General features: G+C 72.5%; 15 protein-coding genes. 8 read left to right on the forward strand and 7 right to left on the reverse strand.

What is annotated here, in order from left to right:
* Nucleotides 1-23 precede the first annotated feature (23 nt).
* Entirely contained in the window at nt 24-734 is a 711-nt protein-coding gene (locus tag MWM45_RS01845) for a VOC family protein (protein ID WP_247827886.1), read from the reverse strand.
* A gap of 93 nt (nt 735-827) precedes the next feature.
* Here MWM45_RS01845 and MWM45_RS01850 point away from each other — a divergent pair, with 93 nt between their 5' ends.
* On the forward strand, nt 828-1430 hold the full coding sequence (locus MWM45_RS01850; RefSeq protein ID WP_247827887.1) for a YdeI/OmpD-associated family protein: 603 nt from the start codon (nt 828-830) through the stop codon (nt 1428-1430).
* Nucleotides 1431-1437: 7 nt separating this feature from the next.
* Here the strand turns inward: MWM45_RS01850 and MWM45_RS01855 are convergent, their stop codons facing one another.
* Together MWM45_RS01855 and MWM45_RS01860 are read right to left on the reverse strand one after the other, a co-directional pair.
* Nucleotides 1438-2670: a saccharopine dehydrogenase family protein gene (locus MWM45_RS01855; protein ID WP_247827888.1), complete on the reverse strand. Its 1233-nt coding sequence runs from the start codon at nt 2668-2670 to the stop codon at nt 1438-1440.
* A 12-nt stretch (nt 2671-2682) separates the two neighbouring features.
* Nucleotides 2683-3705 carry a glycoside hydrolase family 76 protein gene (locus MWM45_RS01860; RefSeq protein ID WP_247827889.1) on the reverse strand — a complete coding sequence of 341 codons (1023 nt, stop codon included), beginning with the start codon at nt 3703-3705 and terminating at the stop codon, nt 2683-2685.
* A gap of 145 nt (nt 3706-3850) precedes the next feature.
* Here MWM45_RS01860 and MWM45_RS01865 point away from each other — a divergent pair, with 145 nt between their 5' ends.
* From MWM45_RS01865 to murJ, 3 genes are all read left to right on the forward strand, one after another.
* Nucleotides 3851-4636, forward strand: a complete 786-nt coding sequence (locus MWM45_RS01865; protein ID WP_247827890.1) for an SDR family NAD(P)-dependent oxidoreductase — start codon at nt 3851-3853, stop codon at nt 4634-4636.
* Between the two features lie 34 nt (nt 4637-4670).
* Nucleotides 4671-5834, forward strand: coding sequence for an acyl-CoA dehydrogenase family protein (locus tag MWM45_RS01870; RefSeq protein WP_247827891.1), 1164 nt, complete (start codon nt 4671-4673; stop codon nt 5832-5834).
* Nucleotides 5835-5952: 118 nt separating this feature from the next.
* On the forward strand, nt 5953-7470 hold the full coding sequence (gene murJ / locus MWM45_RS01875) for a murein biosynthesis integral membrane protein MurJ (RefSeq protein ID WP_247827892.1): 1518 nt from the start codon (nt 5953-5955) through the stop codon (nt 7468-7470).
* A gap of 16 nt (nt 7471-7486) precedes the next feature.
* On the opposite strand, the gene MWM45_RS01880 is transcribed toward murJ, so the two are convergent.
* On the reverse strand, nt 7487-8677 hold the full coding sequence (locus MWM45_RS01880) for a hypothetical protein (RefSeq protein WP_247827893.1): 1191 nt from the start codon (nt 8675-8677) through the stop codon (nt 7487-7489).
* 164 nt (nt 8678-8841) lie between these two features.
* Here MWM45_RS01880 and MWM45_RS01885 point away from each other — a divergent pair, with 164 nt between their 5' ends.
* The 4 genes from MWM45_RS01885 (at nt 8842) to MWM45_RS01900 (ending at nt 13699) form a co-directional block, all read left to right on the forward strand.
* On the forward strand, nt 8842-9288 hold the full coding sequence (locus MWM45_RS01885) for a YidH family protein (protein ID WP_418909716.1): 447 nt from the start codon (nt 8842-8844) through the stop codon (nt 9286-9288).
* A 53-nt stretch (nt 9289-9341) separates the two neighbouring features.
* Nucleotides 9342-9644 (forward strand): DUF202 domain-containing protein, encoded by a 303-nt coding sequence (locus MWM45_RS01890; protein ID WP_247827894.1) that lies wholly within the window; start codon nt 9342-9344, stop codon nt 9642-9644.
* Between the two features lie 186 nt (nt 9645-9830).
* Nucleotides 9831-12641, forward strand: a complete 2811-nt coding sequence (gene ppc, locus MWM45_RS01895; protein WP_418909755.1) for a phosphoenolpyruvate carboxylase — start codon at nt 9831-9833, stop codon at nt 12639-12641.
* A 125-nt stretch (nt 12642-12766) separates the two neighbouring features.
* Nucleotides 12767-13699, forward strand: a complete 933-nt coding sequence (locus MWM45_RS01900; protein ID WP_247827895.1) for an NADP-dependent oxidoreductase — start codon at nt 12767-12769, stop codon at nt 13697-13699.
* 60 nt (nt 13700-13759) lie between these two features.
* Here MWM45_RS01900 and MWM45_RS01905 read toward each other — a convergent pair whose 3' ends face one another.
* The 3 genes from MWM45_RS01905 to MWM45_RS01915 form a co-directional block, all read right to left on the reverse strand.
* Nucleotides 13760-15139 (reverse strand): TspO/MBR family protein, encoded by a 1380-nt coding sequence (locus MWM45_RS01905; protein ID WP_247827896.1) that lies wholly within the window; start codon nt 15137-15139, stop codon nt 13760-13762.
* Entirely contained in the window at nt 15102-15737 is a 636-nt protein-coding gene (locus MWM45_RS01910) for a DedA family protein (protein ID WP_231554443.1), read from the reverse strand. The genes MWM45_RS01905 and MWM45_RS01910 overlap by 38 nt, the downstream gene beginning before the upstream one ends.
* Before the next feature lie 135 nt (nt 15738-15872).
* Nucleotides 15873-16781 (reverse strand): RluA family pseudouridine synthase, encoded by a 909-nt coding sequence (locus MWM45_RS01915; protein WP_247829104.1) that lies wholly within the window; start codon nt 16779-16781, stop codon nt 15873-15875.
* Nucleotides 16782-16786: the final 5 nt, after the last annotated feature.

Here is a 16786-nt window from a genome sequence, read left to right on the forward strand (position 1 = left end):
GGCCCCGCGGGGCGGCGGCCCGGTCAGTGCACCGCGGAGTCCCGCTGCCACTCGTCGATCCGGACCTCCGCGCCCCAGGGGGAGCGGACGCGCAGCGACCGTCCGTGGCTCTCGTCGGTCACCACGGGCTCGAAACCGCCGGCCGTGAGGTCCCGGACCAGGTCCCGCACGTCGCCGTCGTACTCGAAGGCGAGCTCCGCTCTAGTCCGTGCGTCGGTACGGACTGCCACGAGGCCTCCGTTCTTCGCCCGGAAGTCATGCCGGGTAGCGGCGGCGGAGCTGGTCCCGGGCTTCGCCCCGATGTCTTCCAGCACCCTCACGGCCCGTCCCACCCGGGGCGTGTACCAGAGGGCGAGGACCGCGAGCGGGGACGGCGGCGCCCCCGTCTCGCGCGGCCCGGCGTCGGCGAGGAAGGACAGCCCGTCCGGCGCGGTGATGCGGGCGGTGACGCCGTGGCCCTCGTCGGAGAGCTCGACGGTCACCCGTGCACCCGCCTCCGCCGTCCGGCGAGCGAATTCCCGCACATCGGCGACGTCGAACGCGAGGTCCGTGGTGCCGTCCTCCGCACGGCCCGGCACGCAGGCGTGGAGGGCCACGCGGCCGCTCCCGGCGTCGAACACGGCGTAGGAGCCGTTCGGTGCGGGGTCCTGCGCCGGGGCAAGGCCGAGTGCCTGCAGGAAGCGGGCCGCACCGGGAAGGTCCGGCGTGTGGACGAGGGGGCGGACGCGGAGCATCGGTTCTCCTTGAGGTCGGGTGGCGGGCCGGGTCCGTCCAGCATGCCAGCAGGTGTGGTTCCCTGACGGCCGGAGTGGTCCTAGGGTGATCGCATGAAGGCCGAGCTTCCCGAACTCCTCCTGCCCGACGCCCCCGCATGGCGGGCCTGGCTGGAGGAGAACCACGCCTCCTCGCCCGGCGTCTGGCTGATCGAGCACAAGAAGGGCGGGACGACGACGCAGCTCACCTACCCGCAGGCCCTCGACGAGGCGCTGTGCTTCGGCTGGATCGACGGCCAGGCGAAGTCCCGCGACGAGGGCACCTACCTGCAGCGCTTCACGCCGCGCAGCCCCCGGAGCATCTGGTCCGTGCGCAACCAGGGCTACATCGAGCGGCTCCGCGCCGAGGGCCGCATGCGGGAGGCGGGGGAGCGGGCAGTGGCGGCGGCGCAGGCCGACGGCCGGTGGGATCGGGCGTACTCGGGCCCGGCGAACGCCGAGATGCCGCCCGAACTCACGATCGCGATCGAGGCCGACGCCGCCGCGCTCGCCACCTTCCGCACCCTGTCCTCGCAGAACCGCTACGCCATGATCTTCCGGCTGTCCCAGCTGAAGACGGACGCGGCGAAGGAACGCAATATCACGAAGTTCGTCGCCATGCTGGCGCGAGGGGAGACGCTCTACCCCCAGGGGAGGGGCTCGACGACGAGCGACTGACGCCGGGTCAGGCCAGCCGGGTCACCTCGTAGGTGTGCCCGGCCGCACGGAGCCGTTGCACGAGCACATCGCCGAGCGCGGTGGCGGGCGTCAGCGAACCGCTCCCCGGCGGGAGCCGGTCGCCGTCCAGCACCAGGGCCAGTGCCGTCTCACCGGCCATGACGGCGGTCGCGGCATAGCCCGGATCGCCCGGGCCGGCGGCGATCGCCCGGTACCGGTGCCCGCCCTCGGTGCCGGCGGTCACCTGGGAACGGAACCAGCCCTTGCTCCGCGTGCCGGCACTCGGGCCCGTTCCCGGAGCCGGCAGCACGCGGTCGAGCAGGCGCCGGGTCGCCGGGAACGCCATCGCACCGGCGAACGCGCCGAGTCCGAGCGCCGTCGCCCCGGCGAGGACCGCCCCCACCGGGCCGCGGGCCACGCCCATCACCTCGCCGTAGCGCAGCGAGCGGCCATAGGCCCAACCCTGCAGGGCGTTGCTGCGGCGCACGATCCGGGTGTTGGCTGCGGCCATGACGAAGGGCGCGGTCCACAGTCCGTCGCCGGAGCGGCGCACCGGGCCGGCGTCCGCCGGCTGCGGCGTCGTCGGCTCCTGTCCACGGTCCGGGCTGAGGGCGTAGGGGTCGGCGATGAGGGACCGCAGCGCGGCGCTCGACCGCATCCCGTCGAGCTGCACGCGCATCGAATCGAGCGTGCCTCCACTGATGCCGCCCTTGGCCGTCGCGACGAGCTGGACCTCGGTCAGCGCGCCGGCGCCGTCGGCCTCCGCCGCCCGGTGGAGCAGCAGGACCGCCAGATCGGACGGCACGGAGTCGTAGCCGCACGAGTGCACGATCCGGGCGCCGCTCGTCCGGGCCAGGGCGTCGCAGCGGTCGATCGCCTCGCGGACGAAGGAGACCTCGCCCGTCAGGTCGCCGTAGTGGGTGCCCGCCCGCGCACAGGCCTCGACGACGGGCAGCCCGTACTTCGCGTAGGGGCCGACGGTGGTGAAGAGCACCCGGGTGCTTTCCGACAGGGCGGCGATCGAGTCCGCATCCTCCGAATCCGCCTCGATGAGGGGCCAGTCGTGCGCCGCGGCCGGCAGGCGCGACCGGGCCGCTTCGAGCCTGGCCGTCGACCGGCCCGCGAGCCCGATCCGCAGGCCTGCCGGGGCGTGCGTCGCGAGGTAGGCGGCGATCAGTTCGCCGACAAAGCCTGTCGCTCCGTAGATGACGAGGTCGTGATCGCGCGGTTGGTTCTCCATGCCAGCAGTCTGTCACCCGCCGGCGGGTGGCCCCTCCTGGGCGCGGACCGCACTCGCGGCCTCCAGGATCATCCAGGCCTGGAGCTGGGAGGACAGGCTCACCGGGCCGTCCTGCCCGGGCGGGAAGACGAGCATCCCGGAAGCGTCCGTGCGGCGGCCGGCCCAGACGTGCTCCGCCGTCGCGTCGAGGACGGCCCGGACCTCCGTCGCTGCGGATGCGCCGATCGGCGCCGCGGCGGCCAGCGCGAGGTAGCGTGCGAGGATCCCCGTGAAGAGGCCGGCGTCCCCTGTGGCCGCCAGCGGCAGCACGCCGTCGTCGTCGGCGACCTCCCGGGCCACCGCCGCGGCGAGATCGGCCGCGTGCCGCAGCCCGGCCGGTCCACCGACGGCCACCAGCGCGCCGAGGACCGTGCCCTGGTTGTACGTGTGCAGCGAGCGCTCCACCCGGCCGTCGGCCCTGACGCCGTCGAGGTAGAGGCCGCTCCCGGCGTCGAACAGGCGCTCCCTCAGCCAGTCGAGCAGCTCCTGCGCCCGCCCGGTCTCTCCGGCCCGCGCGAAGAAGAGGGCGGCGGGGGCCGTGCTCGGGGTGTTCTTGTAGTCGCGCGCGGTGTTCCAGTAGACACCGCCGCCGAGGTCCGAGGTGTGCGCCGAGCGGAGTGCGTCACCGAGCACCCGCACGCGGCGCCGCGGGCTACGCCGTCCGTCCAGCGCGTCCAGGCGCTGCAGGGCGAGCGCGAGCCAGGCCATGTCGTCGTAGTAGGCGTTGCGCCAGCGGCCGCCGTTCCTCAGCCAGATGCCGCGGGCGAGCTTCCGGGCCTCGAGCAGCGCACCCGTCCCGGCATCACGCCGGTGCTCGTCCAGCAGGCAGTCGAGGTAGTGCGCCTGCCACCAGTAGTGCCAGTGGCTCCGGGGGCCGGTCGGTGCCGGGACGGCGACCGCCGCGAGTCGCGTTCCCGGCACCCGCAGGGACCGCCGGGCGAACAGGTGCCGGACGCTGTGGGCCGCCGCGGCGGCGGCGTCGTCGGGAATGGGCATGTGACCACCCTAGTCACGCCGGTGCGCTGCGGGATTGGGCAGGATGCGCAGTCGATGGTCCGCAGGATGCGCAGTGGTCCGCGTCACAGTACGCTGGCCGCGAGGATGGACCAACGGCGGTCCACCGGATGCGGGAGGACCAGGCATGGACATCAGGGGAGCAGTGGCCCTCGTCACCGGTGGTGCCTCCGGGCTCGGGTTCGCGACGGCCCGCCGGCTGGTCGACGACGGCGCGGCCGTGGTGCTCGTGGACCTGCCGCAGTCCGCCGGCGCGCATGCTGCCGCGGAGCTGGACCCGCGCGGCGAGCGGGTGCGTTTCGTCGCCGCCGACGTCGCCGATCCCACCCAGGTCCAGGCCGCCGTCGACGCCGCCGCGGGCCTCGGACCGCTGCGGATCGTGGTCAACTGCGCCGGGATCGCCACGCCGGGGAAGGTCCTCGGGCGCGACGGCGTCCTGCCGCTCGAGCAGTTCGCCCGGGTGATCACCGTCAACCTCGTGGGCACCTTCAACGTCATCCGGCTCGCCGCCGAAGCCATGGCAGCCACCCCCACCGTCACGGGCCTCGGCGGCTCCGACGAGCGCGGCGTCATCATCAACACCGCGTCCGTCGCGGCGTTCGACGGCCAGATCGGGCAGCCGGCCTACGCCGCGTCGAAGGGCGGGGTCGCGGCCATGACGCTGCCCCTCGCCCGCGAGTTCGCGCGGTCGCTGATCCGCGTGGTCACGATCGCCCCCGGGATCTTCGAGACGCCCATGATGGCCGGTCTCCCGCAGGAGGCCCAGGATTCCCTCGGGGCCCAGGTGCCGCACCCCTCGCGGCTCGGCAAGCCCGTCGAGTACGCGGCGCTCGCCGCGCACATCGTCGGGAACCAGATGCTCAACGGCGAGACGATCCGCCTCGACGGTGCCATCCGCATGGCGCCGAGATAGTGCTGCTCCCGGTCTCGATAGAAAGGACGGCTCGATGACGAGCCAGCTGCCCACCGCCGATTTCCTCGGCTTCGAATCCCTCCTCTCCGCCCGCGAGCGCTCGAAGCTGCAGGACGTCCGGGACTTCCTGGACAAGGAGGTCTCGCCCCGCGCCGTCGACTGGTGGAACAGGGCCGAGTTCCCGCACGAGATCCTCCCGAAGCTGGCGGCCCTGCAGCTCAGCACGCCCGTGCAGCAGGGCTACAGCCATCTGTTCAGCGGACTCGTGATCGCCGAGATGACGCGCGCGGACACGTCGATCGCGACGTTCTTCATGGTCCACCACGACCTCTTCGTCGAGGCCCTGCACACCTTCGGCAGCGCGGAGCAGAAGGCGCGGCTCCTGCAGGACGCCATGGACCTGAGTATCACCGGGGCGTTCGCGCTCACCGAGCCGCTGCACGGCTCCGACGTCGCCGGCGGCATGGCGACCACCGCCACGCGCGACGGCGACACCTGGCTCATCAACGGCGCGAAGCGGTGGATCGGCAACGGGACGTTCTGCGACTACATGCTCCTGTGGGCGCGCGACACGGACACAGGGGGCGTGCGGGGCTTCATCCTCGACGCCACCCTGCCCGGGGTGACGCGCACGGTCATCGGGAACAAGACCGCGCTGCGGACGGTCCAGAACGCGGACATCACCCTGACCGACGTGCGCGTCGACGAGGCCGACCGCTTCGCCGGCATCGCGTCCTTCGAGGACACGCGGCAGCTCCTGCTCGGCTCCCGGATCCTCGTCGGCTGGCAGGCCGTCGGCCAGCAGCTGGCCGCGTTCGACGTCGCCCGGCAGTACGCCGTGGAGCGGCACCAGTTCGGCCGCCCGATCGCGGGCTTCCAGCTCGTCCAGGACCAGCTGGTCACGATGATGGGCAACACGACGGCGAGCCTCGGCGTCATGAGCCGCATCGCCCAGCTGCAGGAGCAGGGCGCGTCCGACATGCCGCAGGCCGCCTTCGCCAAGTCCTTCACCACGGCCCGGATGCGCGAGACGGTGGCGCTCGGGCGGGGCATCCTCGGCGGGAACGGGATCGTGACGGACTTCTCCATGGCGAAGATCTTCGCCGACGCGGAGGCCGTCTACACCTACGAGGGGTCCTACGAGATCAACAGCCTGATCGTGGGCAGGGCGCTGACGGGCATCTCGGCCTTCGCCTGACCCCGCGCCCCGCACCCGGTGGGTGACGGGTCGGGGGAGTGCCCGTTTCGCCGTCCCGCCGGCCGTCATGCTTGAATGATCGGGGTTCTGGCAGGGCATGACATCGGGAGGCGGTCGGGTGAGCGTCTCGCGTGCCGCCGTCGTGGTGACCGCCCTGACGGCCGTCTCCACCATCTTCGGCTTCGTGCGCGACGTCGTCATCGCCGCGGTCTTCGGAGCGGGGCCGTCCCTCGACGCCTACCTGGTGGCGCAGGGACTCATGAACGTCGTGCTGGGTCTGGTGGCGTACGCCATGGCCCGATCCGTCACCCCCGTCATCGCACGCGAGGTCGCCGCCGAAGGGCCGCGGTGCCGGGGGCACCGCAGTTTCGACACCGCCATCACCGTGACCATGGTGGTCCTCGGGCTGGGCGCCGTCGTCGTGGGGATCCTCGCCGGTCCCGTGACGGCAGTGCTGGCACCGGGCTTCGAGGGCGAGCAGGCAGAACTCACCGTCACCCTGACGAGGATCGTGCTGGTGGCGACCGTCCTGATCGCCGGCACGGATCTCCTGGCCGCCGTCGCGCAGGCCCACGGCAGGGTGGTCTGGTCCTCGCTGCAGGGGGTCCCGTTCAACATCATCATGATCGGGGCTGCCGGACTCTTCGGACCGCAGTACGGTATCCAGGCGCTCGCCGTCGGCTTCGTGGTGGGATCCGCAGCGCGACTGGCGCTGCAGCTGCCGCCCCTGCGCGCGCTCGGGCTGCGCATCCGACCCCGGTGGGAGCTGCGGAATCCGGGGTTCGTGGAGATCGCGCGGCTCATGCCACCACTGCTCGTGGGAAGCGCCATCGCCAACGTCAATTCGCTCGTGGACCGGGCGGTCGGCTCGACCCTGGGGGACGGCGCCATCACGGCCCTGTCCTACGGCTGGCGCCTCGTCAACCTGCCGGAGACCCTGCTCATCGCATCCCTCCTCGTCCCGCTCTACCCGGCGCTCGGGGCCGCCGCCGGCAATGTGCCGGAGGTCAGGCGCCTCGTGTCCCGTGGACTGTCCGTCACCGTCACGATCCTGGTACCGCTGACCCTCGTGCTGATGGTGGCGGCGCTGCCGCTCTCGCTCGTCGCGTACGGACGCGGGGAGTTCACCGCCGACGACGCCGGCACCACCGCTGTCGCGGTCTTCTGGTACGCACCTGCGCTCGTCGCGATGGGGGTGCGGCAGGTGATGGTCAGTACGTCCTACGCGCTCGGTGATTCACGCGCCCCGGTGCTCGTGTCACTCGCCGCCATGGCCATCAACGTCGTCGGGGACATCCTGCTCGCACCGCTGATGGGCGTGGCAGGCATCGCCCTGGCGACGACGGCCTCGCTCGTCGTCGCGGCCGTCGCCAATGCCTGGCTCCTCGCGCGCCGGCACGCGGCGGTGGAGATCCGGCCGGCCCTCGCCCTCGTGGCACGCGCCGCGGTGCTCGGTACTGCTGCCGCCCTGGGCGGAGCAGCGGTCCTGACGGCCACCGACGGCGCCTCACCCCTCGTCCAGGGCGCCCTGGTCGGCACCGTGATCCTCGGCGTGTACGTGGCCGGCCTCGTCGTCGTCCGTGCGCCCGAGCGGCTCGTGCCCCTCGAGATGCTGCGGGCGGCGCGGCGACGGTAGCGGATCCGGCGGGTCGTCAGGGACGGCGGAACCGTCGGAGCGCCAGGCTGACCGATGGACCGACATCGCGGGGATCCCAGATGCTGTGGCGTGCGCGCGCGGACCAGAGGATGCTGCCGGCGAGATCGCGCAGGAGACCGCCGCGCCGTTCGATGCGGGCGCGCCGCAGGTCGCCGGTGAGCCACGTGTAGCGCTTCCCGGGTGTCGCGTCCGCGAGGAAGGACGGCTCGGCGCCGATCGCGGCCAGCGCCCAGTTGTGCACCAGGCCGGGGCGCGCCGACTCGGCCAGCGCGAGCGAGCCGAAGAACCGTCCGTTGAAGTCGATCAGGTGGGGGACGCCGTCGTCGCCGGTGAGGAACTGGAGCTCGACGAGCCCGTGCCAGCCGATGTCGTGGAGCATCGACTCGACCTTCCCGACCAGCACCTCATCGACCTCGACGGTGCGGGCGCGGGCCGAGGCGCCGTTGGGGGTCGGCCACAGGTGTGTCGACACCTGCTGCGTGCGGCCGAGCAGCCTGCCGTCGTGGAAGACGCCGATCAGCGCTCCGAGCGTCCCCACGATCGGCTCCTGCAGGATCGCCTGCGCTCCGGCTGCCCGGATCCTCTCGACCTGGGACCGTGCGGCGGCGGGGGAGGGGAACAGCTTGGCCTCGATGCGCAGCGGATGGGTCTGCTGGGGCGCCCAGTGCTCCTTGCATTTCACGACGAGGGGCCCGGACCAGCCCGCAAGGGCCTCGTCCGTGGCGAGTTCCGTGTGAGGCGACGCCAGCCCGGCCTTCCCGGCGAACCGGGCGAGCCTGAGCTTGTCCAGGACCGTCTCGACGACGTCGAAGTCCGGGTGCGCCACCGGGACGGGGATCTGCGATCGGTAGGCGGCGAGGGCTGCCATCCAATCGTCCCCTCCGCCGAAGACCACGTCGAAGGCACCCGCGTCCGCCGCTTCACGGACACCCTCGATGAAGCCGGAGCTCCCGTCGCGTGGACGCGGCACGTGGAACGTGGCGTCGCAGGCCGTCGATGCGCCGAGCGATCCCCCACTCTCGGGGGTCCCGACCCCGACGTACCAGCCCGCGCGCCGGAAGGCGCGGGCGGCCGCGAGTGCACCGCGGTCCCGGCCGGTGGCCACGATCAGGACGCGACCTCGGGCCGGGGGTGTCGCGGGCTTCCGGCCCGGCCGGGCGGCGGGGCCTTCCTGCGGCTGATGCATGTGAACCTCGACGGTGGGGACGATCGGCGGGTTCTCAGCCAATCGCACTATGGCGTGAAAAGGCAAAACGCCTCTGCGTCCGAGGCCCCGGACGGAGGTGGAGGGAAGCCGCACCGGGACGGCAGGACGCCCCGTCGGCCGTCGGCCGGCCCTACCATGGGGCGGTGAGGTCTTCGAGGGACGAGCCATCCCAGCAGGCGCCGGCGACGCCCGGCGCATCCACGACAGACAGGGCCCCGGGCTCCGGACGCGGGGGCCGGTCCGCGCGGATCCTCGGTGGCGGGACCGAGCCGGACCCCCGGTTCACCCTCGCCAATGAGCGGACGTTCCTCGCGTGGATCCGGACGGCGCTCGCGCTCCTCGCCGGCGGCGTCGCCGTCGAGGCCTTCACCACGGACACGTTCGCGCAGCCGGTCCGGACCGGGCTCGCCGTCGTGCTCCTGCTGCTCGCGATGGTGCTGGCTGTCGCGGCCGGCGTCCGCTGGCTCGCCGTCGAGCGGGCCATGCGCCAACAGGCCCCGCTGCCACTCTCGATCCTCGTCCCCGTCCTGGCCGGTGGGGGCGCGCTCGTCGCCGCAGCGTTCCTCGTCGTCGTCCTGGGCAACGCCTGACCGTGCAGGGACCACGGGAGGACCCGGCCGCGAGGCCGCACGAGGATCCCGGGTTGCAGCCCGAACGGACCACGCTGGCCTGGAACCGCACCATGCTCGCGCTGGTCGTCGCCGGTGTACTCCTGCTCCGCTGGGTGCCCCGCCACGGCTGGTTCCCGCTCGGGTTGACCCTGCTGACCGCCGCGACGGCCCTGGTTATCACCGCCGGGCAGGCCCGCCGCTACCGCCGCAGCGCCCGCGGGATCCGGGACGGGCGGATCGATGCCGACGTCGCCGGCGTCCTGGGGACCACGGTTGCCGTGGCACTGCTCGGTGCGCTGGCACTGGTCGTCGTCGTCGCCCTGCCCCTGCGCTGACCGCCGGGCGTGCGGCAGGGCGGGCCGGACGGCGCCGCTTCACATGACGGGCCGGGTGAGGTGCGCACCACATCGCCGGGTAAAATCCGACCATCATCCCTCGTATCCAGTGCCGTATACGCCCCGTTCTCCGTGACCTGAAAGCAGGCCGTTGTGACAGTGCCCCTCGAAGTGACCGCCCCACCCGTGGGCGACCGGCTCGGCGACGCGGCAGGAGACGTCAGCGCCGATCTCCGGGCCGACGTGCGGCGTGTCAGCACGCTGCTGGGCGAATCCCTCGTGCGGCAGCACGGGCAGGAGCTGCTGGACCTCGTGGAGCGCGTCCGCCTGCTCACGAAGCAGTCCAAGGAATCGGGCAGCGTCAGCGACGCCGGTGAGCGCGCGGAGCTGGCCGGTCGCGTGCGCGAGCTGCTCGCGGCCCTGCCCATCGACCAGGCGACGGACCTCGTGCGGGCCTTCGCCGCTTACTTCCACCTGGCCAACGCCGCCGAGCAGGTCCACCGCGTGCGCGGCCTGCGCGCCCGGCCCGAGGAGGAGGGCTGGCTCGCGCAGACGGTGTCCCGCATCGCCTCCGACGCCGGCCCGGCCGCGCTCGCCGACGTCGTCGCGTCCCTCGACGTGCGCCCCGTCTTCACGGCGCACCCCACCGAGGCCTCGCGGCGGTCGGTCCTGGACAAGCTCCGCCGCCTCTCGGACATCCTGGCGGAGGCCACGCCCGAGGGCTCCCAGCGACGACGGCGCCAGGACCGGCGGCTCGCCGAGGTCATCGACCTGATCTGGCAGACGGACGAACTGCGGCAGGTGCGGCCCACGCCGATCGACGAGGCCCGGAACGCCATCTACTACCTCGGTGACATCCTCACCACGTCGATGCCCGAACTGCTCGAGGATCTCTCCGACCTCCTGGCCGAGCACGGCGTGGCACTGCCCGCCGAGGGAGCGCCGCTCCGGTTCGGCTCGTGGATCGGCGGCGACCGCGATGGCAACCCGAACGTCACCGCGGCCGTGACCCGCGAGATCCTGCAGATCCAGAACCAGCAGGCCGTCCGCATCGCCATCCACTTCATCGACCGGCTCATCTCGTCGCTCTCGTCCTCGACCGCGATCGTCGCGGCGTCCGAGGAGCTGACGGCGTCCATCCAGCGTGACCTGGCGAACCTGCCCCGCCTGGACAAGCGGATCCTCGAGCTCAACGCCCAGGAGCCCTACCGGCTCAAGCTGACCTGCGTGAAGGCCAAGCTGCTCAACACCGCGGCGCGGGTGCAGAACCACACCGCGCACGAGCCCGGCCGGGACTACAACGACACGGCGCAGGTGCTGGCGGATCTCGAGCTCGTCGGGGAGTCCCTCCGGGAGCACGCGGCGGGCCTCGCCGCGGACGGCGCCCTCGCCACCGCGTCGCGCGTCATCTCCTCCTTCGGGCTGCATCTCGCGACCCTCGATGTCCGCGAGCACGCGGACATGCACCACGACGTGATCGCGCAGCTGACCGACCGGCTGGGTGAACTGGAGGTCCCCTACCTCGAGCTGTCCCGCGCCGACCGCCTCCGGACGCTGTCGGACGAGCTGGCCTCCCGCCGTCCGCTGGCGACGGCGAAGCCTCCCCTGGACGACGCCGCACGCCGTACCTTCGACGTCTTCCGCGAGATCGCCTCCGCCCTGGAGACCTACGGACCGGACGTCATCGAGACCTACATCGTCTCCATGACGCGGGGCGCGGACGACGTCCTCGCCCCCGTGGTGCTGGCCCGCGAGGCCGGACTGGTCGACGTCGTCGGTGACGGGTCCGGGGGCGCCGACTCCGGCGCGTTCGCGAAGATCGGCTTCGCGCCGCTCCTGGAGACGGTCGACGAGCTGCGGGTCTCCGCCCGGATCGTGGACACCCTCCTGTCCGATCCAACCTACCGGGAGGTGGTGCGCCTGCGCGGCGACGTGCAGGAGGTGATGCTCGGCTATTCGGACTCCAATAAGGAATCGGGGGTGCTCACGAGCCTCTGGGAGATCCACAAGACGCAGCGGCTCCTGCGCGACGTCGCCGCGAAGCACGGGGTCCGGCTCCGCCTGTTCCACGGCCGCGGCGGCTCCGTGGGCCGGGGCGGCGGCCCCACGTACGACGCCATCATCGCCCAGCCCAACGGCGTCCTCGAGGGCGAGATCAAGTTCACCGAGCAGGGCGAGGTCATCAGCGACAAGTACTCGCTGCCCGCCCTGGCCCGGGAGAACCTCGAGCTGTCCCTGGCCGCGGTCATGCAGGGCTCCGCGCTGCACCGCACGCCCCGTTCGTCCGACGTCGAGCGGGACCGCTGGGCGGAGGTCATGGAGACGGTGTCGGACGCCGCCTTCGCCCGCTACCGCTCGCTGATCGACCACGAGGATTTGCCGGCGTACTTCCTCGCCTCCACGCCGGTGGAGCAGCTCGGCTCGCTCAACATCGGGTCGCGGCCCGCGAAGCGGCCGGATTCGGGCAGCGGCCTCGGCGGCCTCCGCGCCATCCCGTGGGTCTTCGGCTGGACGCAGTCCCGGCAGATCGTCCCCGGCTGGTTCGGCGTGGGCTCCGGGCTGCGCGCCGCGCGGGAGGCCGGCCATGAGGGGCTGCTCGCGGAGATGCTGGAGCGCTGGCACTTCTTCCGCACCGTGGTCTCGAACGTGGAGATGACCCTCGCGAAGACGGACCTGGACATCGCCGCGCACTACGTCGAGGCCCTCGTCCCGGGCGAGTTGCAGCATCTCTTCGGCGTCATCCGGGAGGAGTACCAGCTCACGCTCGCCGAGATCAGGCTGCTCACGGGCGAACACGAACTGCTCGACAACCAGCCGGTCCTGAAGCGCTCCCTCGCGGTGCGCGACCAGTACCTCGACCCGATCTCCTACCTCCAGGTGGAGCTGCTGCGCCGTGTACGGTCCGAGGCCGACGGCGGGCAGCCCGACGGGCAGCTCCAGCGCGCGATGCTGATCACCATCAACGGCGTTGCCGCCGGGATGCGCAACACGGGCTGAACCCCGCACTCCTCCGCACACCGTCGCCCCGGAATACGCCCGGCGACGGTGGGGTTGCGCCTCAGGCAGCCGAAAGGCGTCCGGCCCGCCGTGACCCGGCAGGCCGGCCCACGAGAAGGAGACCCATGAAGGCAGTGTTCTACGAGCAGTACGGCGACCCCGACGTCCTCCAGTACGGTGAGCAGCCGGACCCGAAGGTGGGACCGGACGCGGTGCTCGTCGACGTCCGTGCGTCCTCGGTCAACCCGGTGGACTGGAAGATCACGGCCGGGTACCTCGACGGTGCCCTGCCGGCGTACTTCCCGGTGATCCCGGGGTGGGACGTGGCCGGCGTCGTCGTCCGGCCGGGGCCGTCGGTGACGGAGTTCCAGGCGGGCGACGAGGTCATCGGCTACGTCCGCGCGGACACCGTGGGCTTCGGGACCTTCGCGGAGCAGGTCGCCGCTCCCGTCCGCACACTCGCCCGGAAGCCGCGCAACGTGTCCTGGGCGGAAGCGGCCACCATGCCGCTGGCCGGACTCACGGCGTACCAGTCGCTGGCGGCCGTCGGCGTGGCCGACGGCGAGACCGTCCTGGTGCACAACGGTGCGGGCGGCGTGGGCACGTACGCGATCCAGATCGCGAAGGCGTGGGGGGCCCGCGTGCTGGCCACCGCGTCCGCGAAGAACCACGACTTCCTGCGCTCGCTCGGCGCCGAGCCGCTGACCTACGGCGAGGGACTCGGCGAGCGGATCGCCGAGGCCGCGCCGGAGGGGCTCGACGCCGTCGTCGACTACGTGGGTGGCGACGACTGGGTGACCTCCCTCGCCTACCTGTCGGACCCGGCCAGGGTCGCCTCCGTGGCCGACGCCGAGGTGAAGGACAAGGGCGGCCGGTACATCTTCGTCCGGCCGAACCCCGAGGACCTGCTCGCGCTCACCGAACTCGTCGAAGCGGGCAGCGTCAAGCCCGTGCTCGCCGGGACCTTCCCCCTGGAGCGTGCCGCCGACGCGTTCCGCAGCAGCATCGACGGCCACGTGCGCGGCAAGATCGCCGTCACCGTCGGAGACCAGGGCTAGGCCCGGGGTGCTTCGGGGCACGGCGGCGGCGTCCTGCCGCCGCCGTTCCCACGCGTACGGCTAGTAGCGCGAGTCCTCGTAGTCGCCGCCTCCGAGGTGGACGGGCTCGCGCCGGGCATCCTGCTGCGCCCGGAGCCAGTGCCGGTACTCGTGGTCCACGCGGTGCCGGCGGGAGCCCGCCGTGATGAGCAGCAGGAAGATCGCCAGGACGGCGAAGAACGCCAGGTTCATCGCGAAGGGCTGGCCGAACACCCGTTCGACGGCGATCCACAGCAGTCCCCAGGAGGTGGCCGCGGCCACGGCGAGGCGTCCGCGGTCCGTCGAGCAGATGATGGCGGCCGTCACGAGGACGGCGCTGATCCCGAGGATGGACCACGCGACACCGGACCAGCCGAAGAGGTCCGCTCCTGCGGCCGTGAGGAACGCCGCCCAGTTCGCGGCCGCCGCCAGCAGGACCCAGCCCAGGTAGAGGCCGATCGGCGTATCCACGAGTGCCCCCTCGAGTCTGGTCTCGTTGGGGTGGTCGTTCATGGTCCGGACGGCGGACAGGAGCGCGAAGAAGAGCAGCATGATCACCACGAGGCTCAGCGTCAGGCGGTCGGCCTGTGCGCTCAGGATCCACGCGAGGTTGAGGAGCATCGAGGCCGCCACGGTCCAGCCGAGGTGCCGCTGGCGGTCGGTCCTCCGCTGCGACGGCAGCCACTGGAACACCGTGTACGCCACCAGGCCCACGTAGATCACGCTCCAGATGGAGAAGGCCGTCGACGACGGCGCCAGCAGCGTCGCGTCCGGGGCGAACAGGCCGCCCGCGGCGTCCCGGATGGACGGGCCGCCGAAGGCCTCGACACCCGCCGCCGAGCCGAGGATGCAGGCGATCGCGCACACCGTCACGACCACCTGCCGCACGATGTCCCGGTCCCAGGAGGAGACGTGGCGGGCCGTCGCACTGCTGCCGCGGTGGATGACCCTGCCGGTCACGTTCGCCGCGGCCCTCGCCCGAACGGCCGCGACCCGGAGCCGCTCGGCAGCATCCGGGCCGCCGGCGTCACTGCCCGTGCCCGGGGCTTCCTTGCCGCCCGCGGCTCTGGGGGTCGTGGCGCCGCTGGGCGCGTCCAGGGTGCGGGTGCTGCCGCCGGGGGTGGCTCTGCCGCCCGCAGCTCTGGTGATCGTGGCGCCGCTGGGCACATCCAGGGTGCGGGTGGCGCCTCCACCCGTCGTACCGCCCGCACTCGCGGTACCCGTTGCTGCGGTCGCCGCGGGAGACGTGCTGGGCCCGTCGTCGCCGGAGGCCGCAGCAGTTCGCGGCTGTGCGGCCTTGAGGCGTTCGAGGACACTCGCCGTGTCCGAGGAGGGTGCGGCAGCGGGAGCTTCCTGCGCGACGGTCGGGGGCCTGACCGGCTTGTCAGGGAGCTTCGGACCCGGGTTCTTCGGGGTGCTCATGCGCGTTCTTGGCCTTCCGGTGTTTCTTCAGGGCGAGGATTGCCGCCGTGATGGCTCCCACAAGCGTACCGATCACCATTCCGAGCAGGGCACCCATCCAGGCGGGCAGCCCGGTCGAGGCGCCCGCGACGAAGCCGAGGCCCACCAGCCAGGCCGTCCATAGCGCGCCTCCGGTGCCGGCCGCCAGCATGAACGGGCGGAGGGGCAGTTCCGCGATGCCCGCCGCGGCCACGCTCGCGGTGCGCCCGCCGGGCAGGAAGCGCACGGCGACGACGGCGGCATAGGTGGGCGATGAACCTGCCTTCGCGATGGCCTCGCGCAGCCCCCGATGGACCCGGCGCCCCCAGCGGAAACGGTCGAGGACGTACGTGAGCCGGCGCCGGAACAGGAGGAACAGGGCCACGTCGCCGAGCCAGCTGCCGGCCCACGCGACGAGGCCCGCGACGGGCAGCAGGAGCATGCCGTCGGCGGCCATGGTGCCGGCGCCGATCACGAGCAGTTCCGAGGGCACCACGGGGAGCACCACATCGGCGACGACGACGGCGAACATGAGGAGGAGGTAGAGCGGGTCGGGGATGTCCGTTCCGGGCAGGTCCACTCCGCAAATGTACCGTCCGGACCCGGGGCGCTGCCGGGGCCCTGGGGAAGACCCGGGCGGGAAGCCTGGACGGGTCAGGGCAGGGAAGGACGCAGGACGAACCCGGGCGGGACGCCGGGACGGGTCAGGGCAGGGTCAGGCGAACTCGGCGAGGGTGAGGCCGGACTCGAAGCTCCGCTCGGTGCCGTCCACCGGGTCCGCGAACGCGATGCTGTGCGCGAGGAGCTGCAGCGGCCGGGTGTAGTCGTCGGGTGCCTGCGGGTGCAGCACCGGGTAGAACGGGTCGTTGACGATGCCGAGCCCGAGGGACGCCATGTGCAGTCGGAGCTGATGGGTCTTGCCGGTGTGCGGCTGCAGCCGGTACAGGCCGCGGTCGGCGCGCTGGTCCAGCAGGCTCACCGTGGTGTGGGTGTTCGCCGGTCCCTCGACCTCCTGGGCCAGCAGGTAGGTCCGGGACTTCACGATCCTGCTGCGCACGTCCTGCGGCTCCTCGTCGAGCCGCAGCTCCGGCCGGACCGGCGCCACGGCCCGGTATTCCTTGCTGATGCGCCTGTTCTCGAAGAGCAGCTGGTAGGCGCCGCGGGTGTCCGGATCGATGGAGAACATGAGGATGCCCGCCGTCATGCGGTCCAGCCGGTGCATGGGGATGAGGTCCGGGATGCCGAGTTCCACGCGCAGCCGCACGAGGGCGGACTCCGCCACGTACATGCCGCCCGGCGTGGTCGGGAGGAAGTGCGGCTTGTCGACGACGAGCAGGTGATCGTCCTGATGCAGGATCGACAGCTCGACGGGCAGCCGCTCCTCGACCGGCAGCTCACGGTAGTACCAGACGAACGTGTGCTCACCGAGCGGGGTGGACCGCGTCAGGACCTCCCCGCCCAGGGCGACCACCTCCCCGCGGTCGAAGCGCTCGCCGATGCCCTCGGGATCCACGTGGTCGAAGCGGTCGAGGATGTAGTCGAGGGCGGTCTCCCACGGGCCCTCGGCCGGCAGGCGGAGCCGTGTCGCGTTGACGCCGTTGCGCACGGGCAGGGGTGATCTCATCGCCA

Source organism: Arthrobacter antioxidans, assembly GCF_023100725.1.
Taxonomy (GTDB): Bacteria; Actinomycetota; Actinomycetes; order Actinomycetales; family Micrococcaceae; genus Arthrobacter_D; species Arthrobacter_D antioxidans.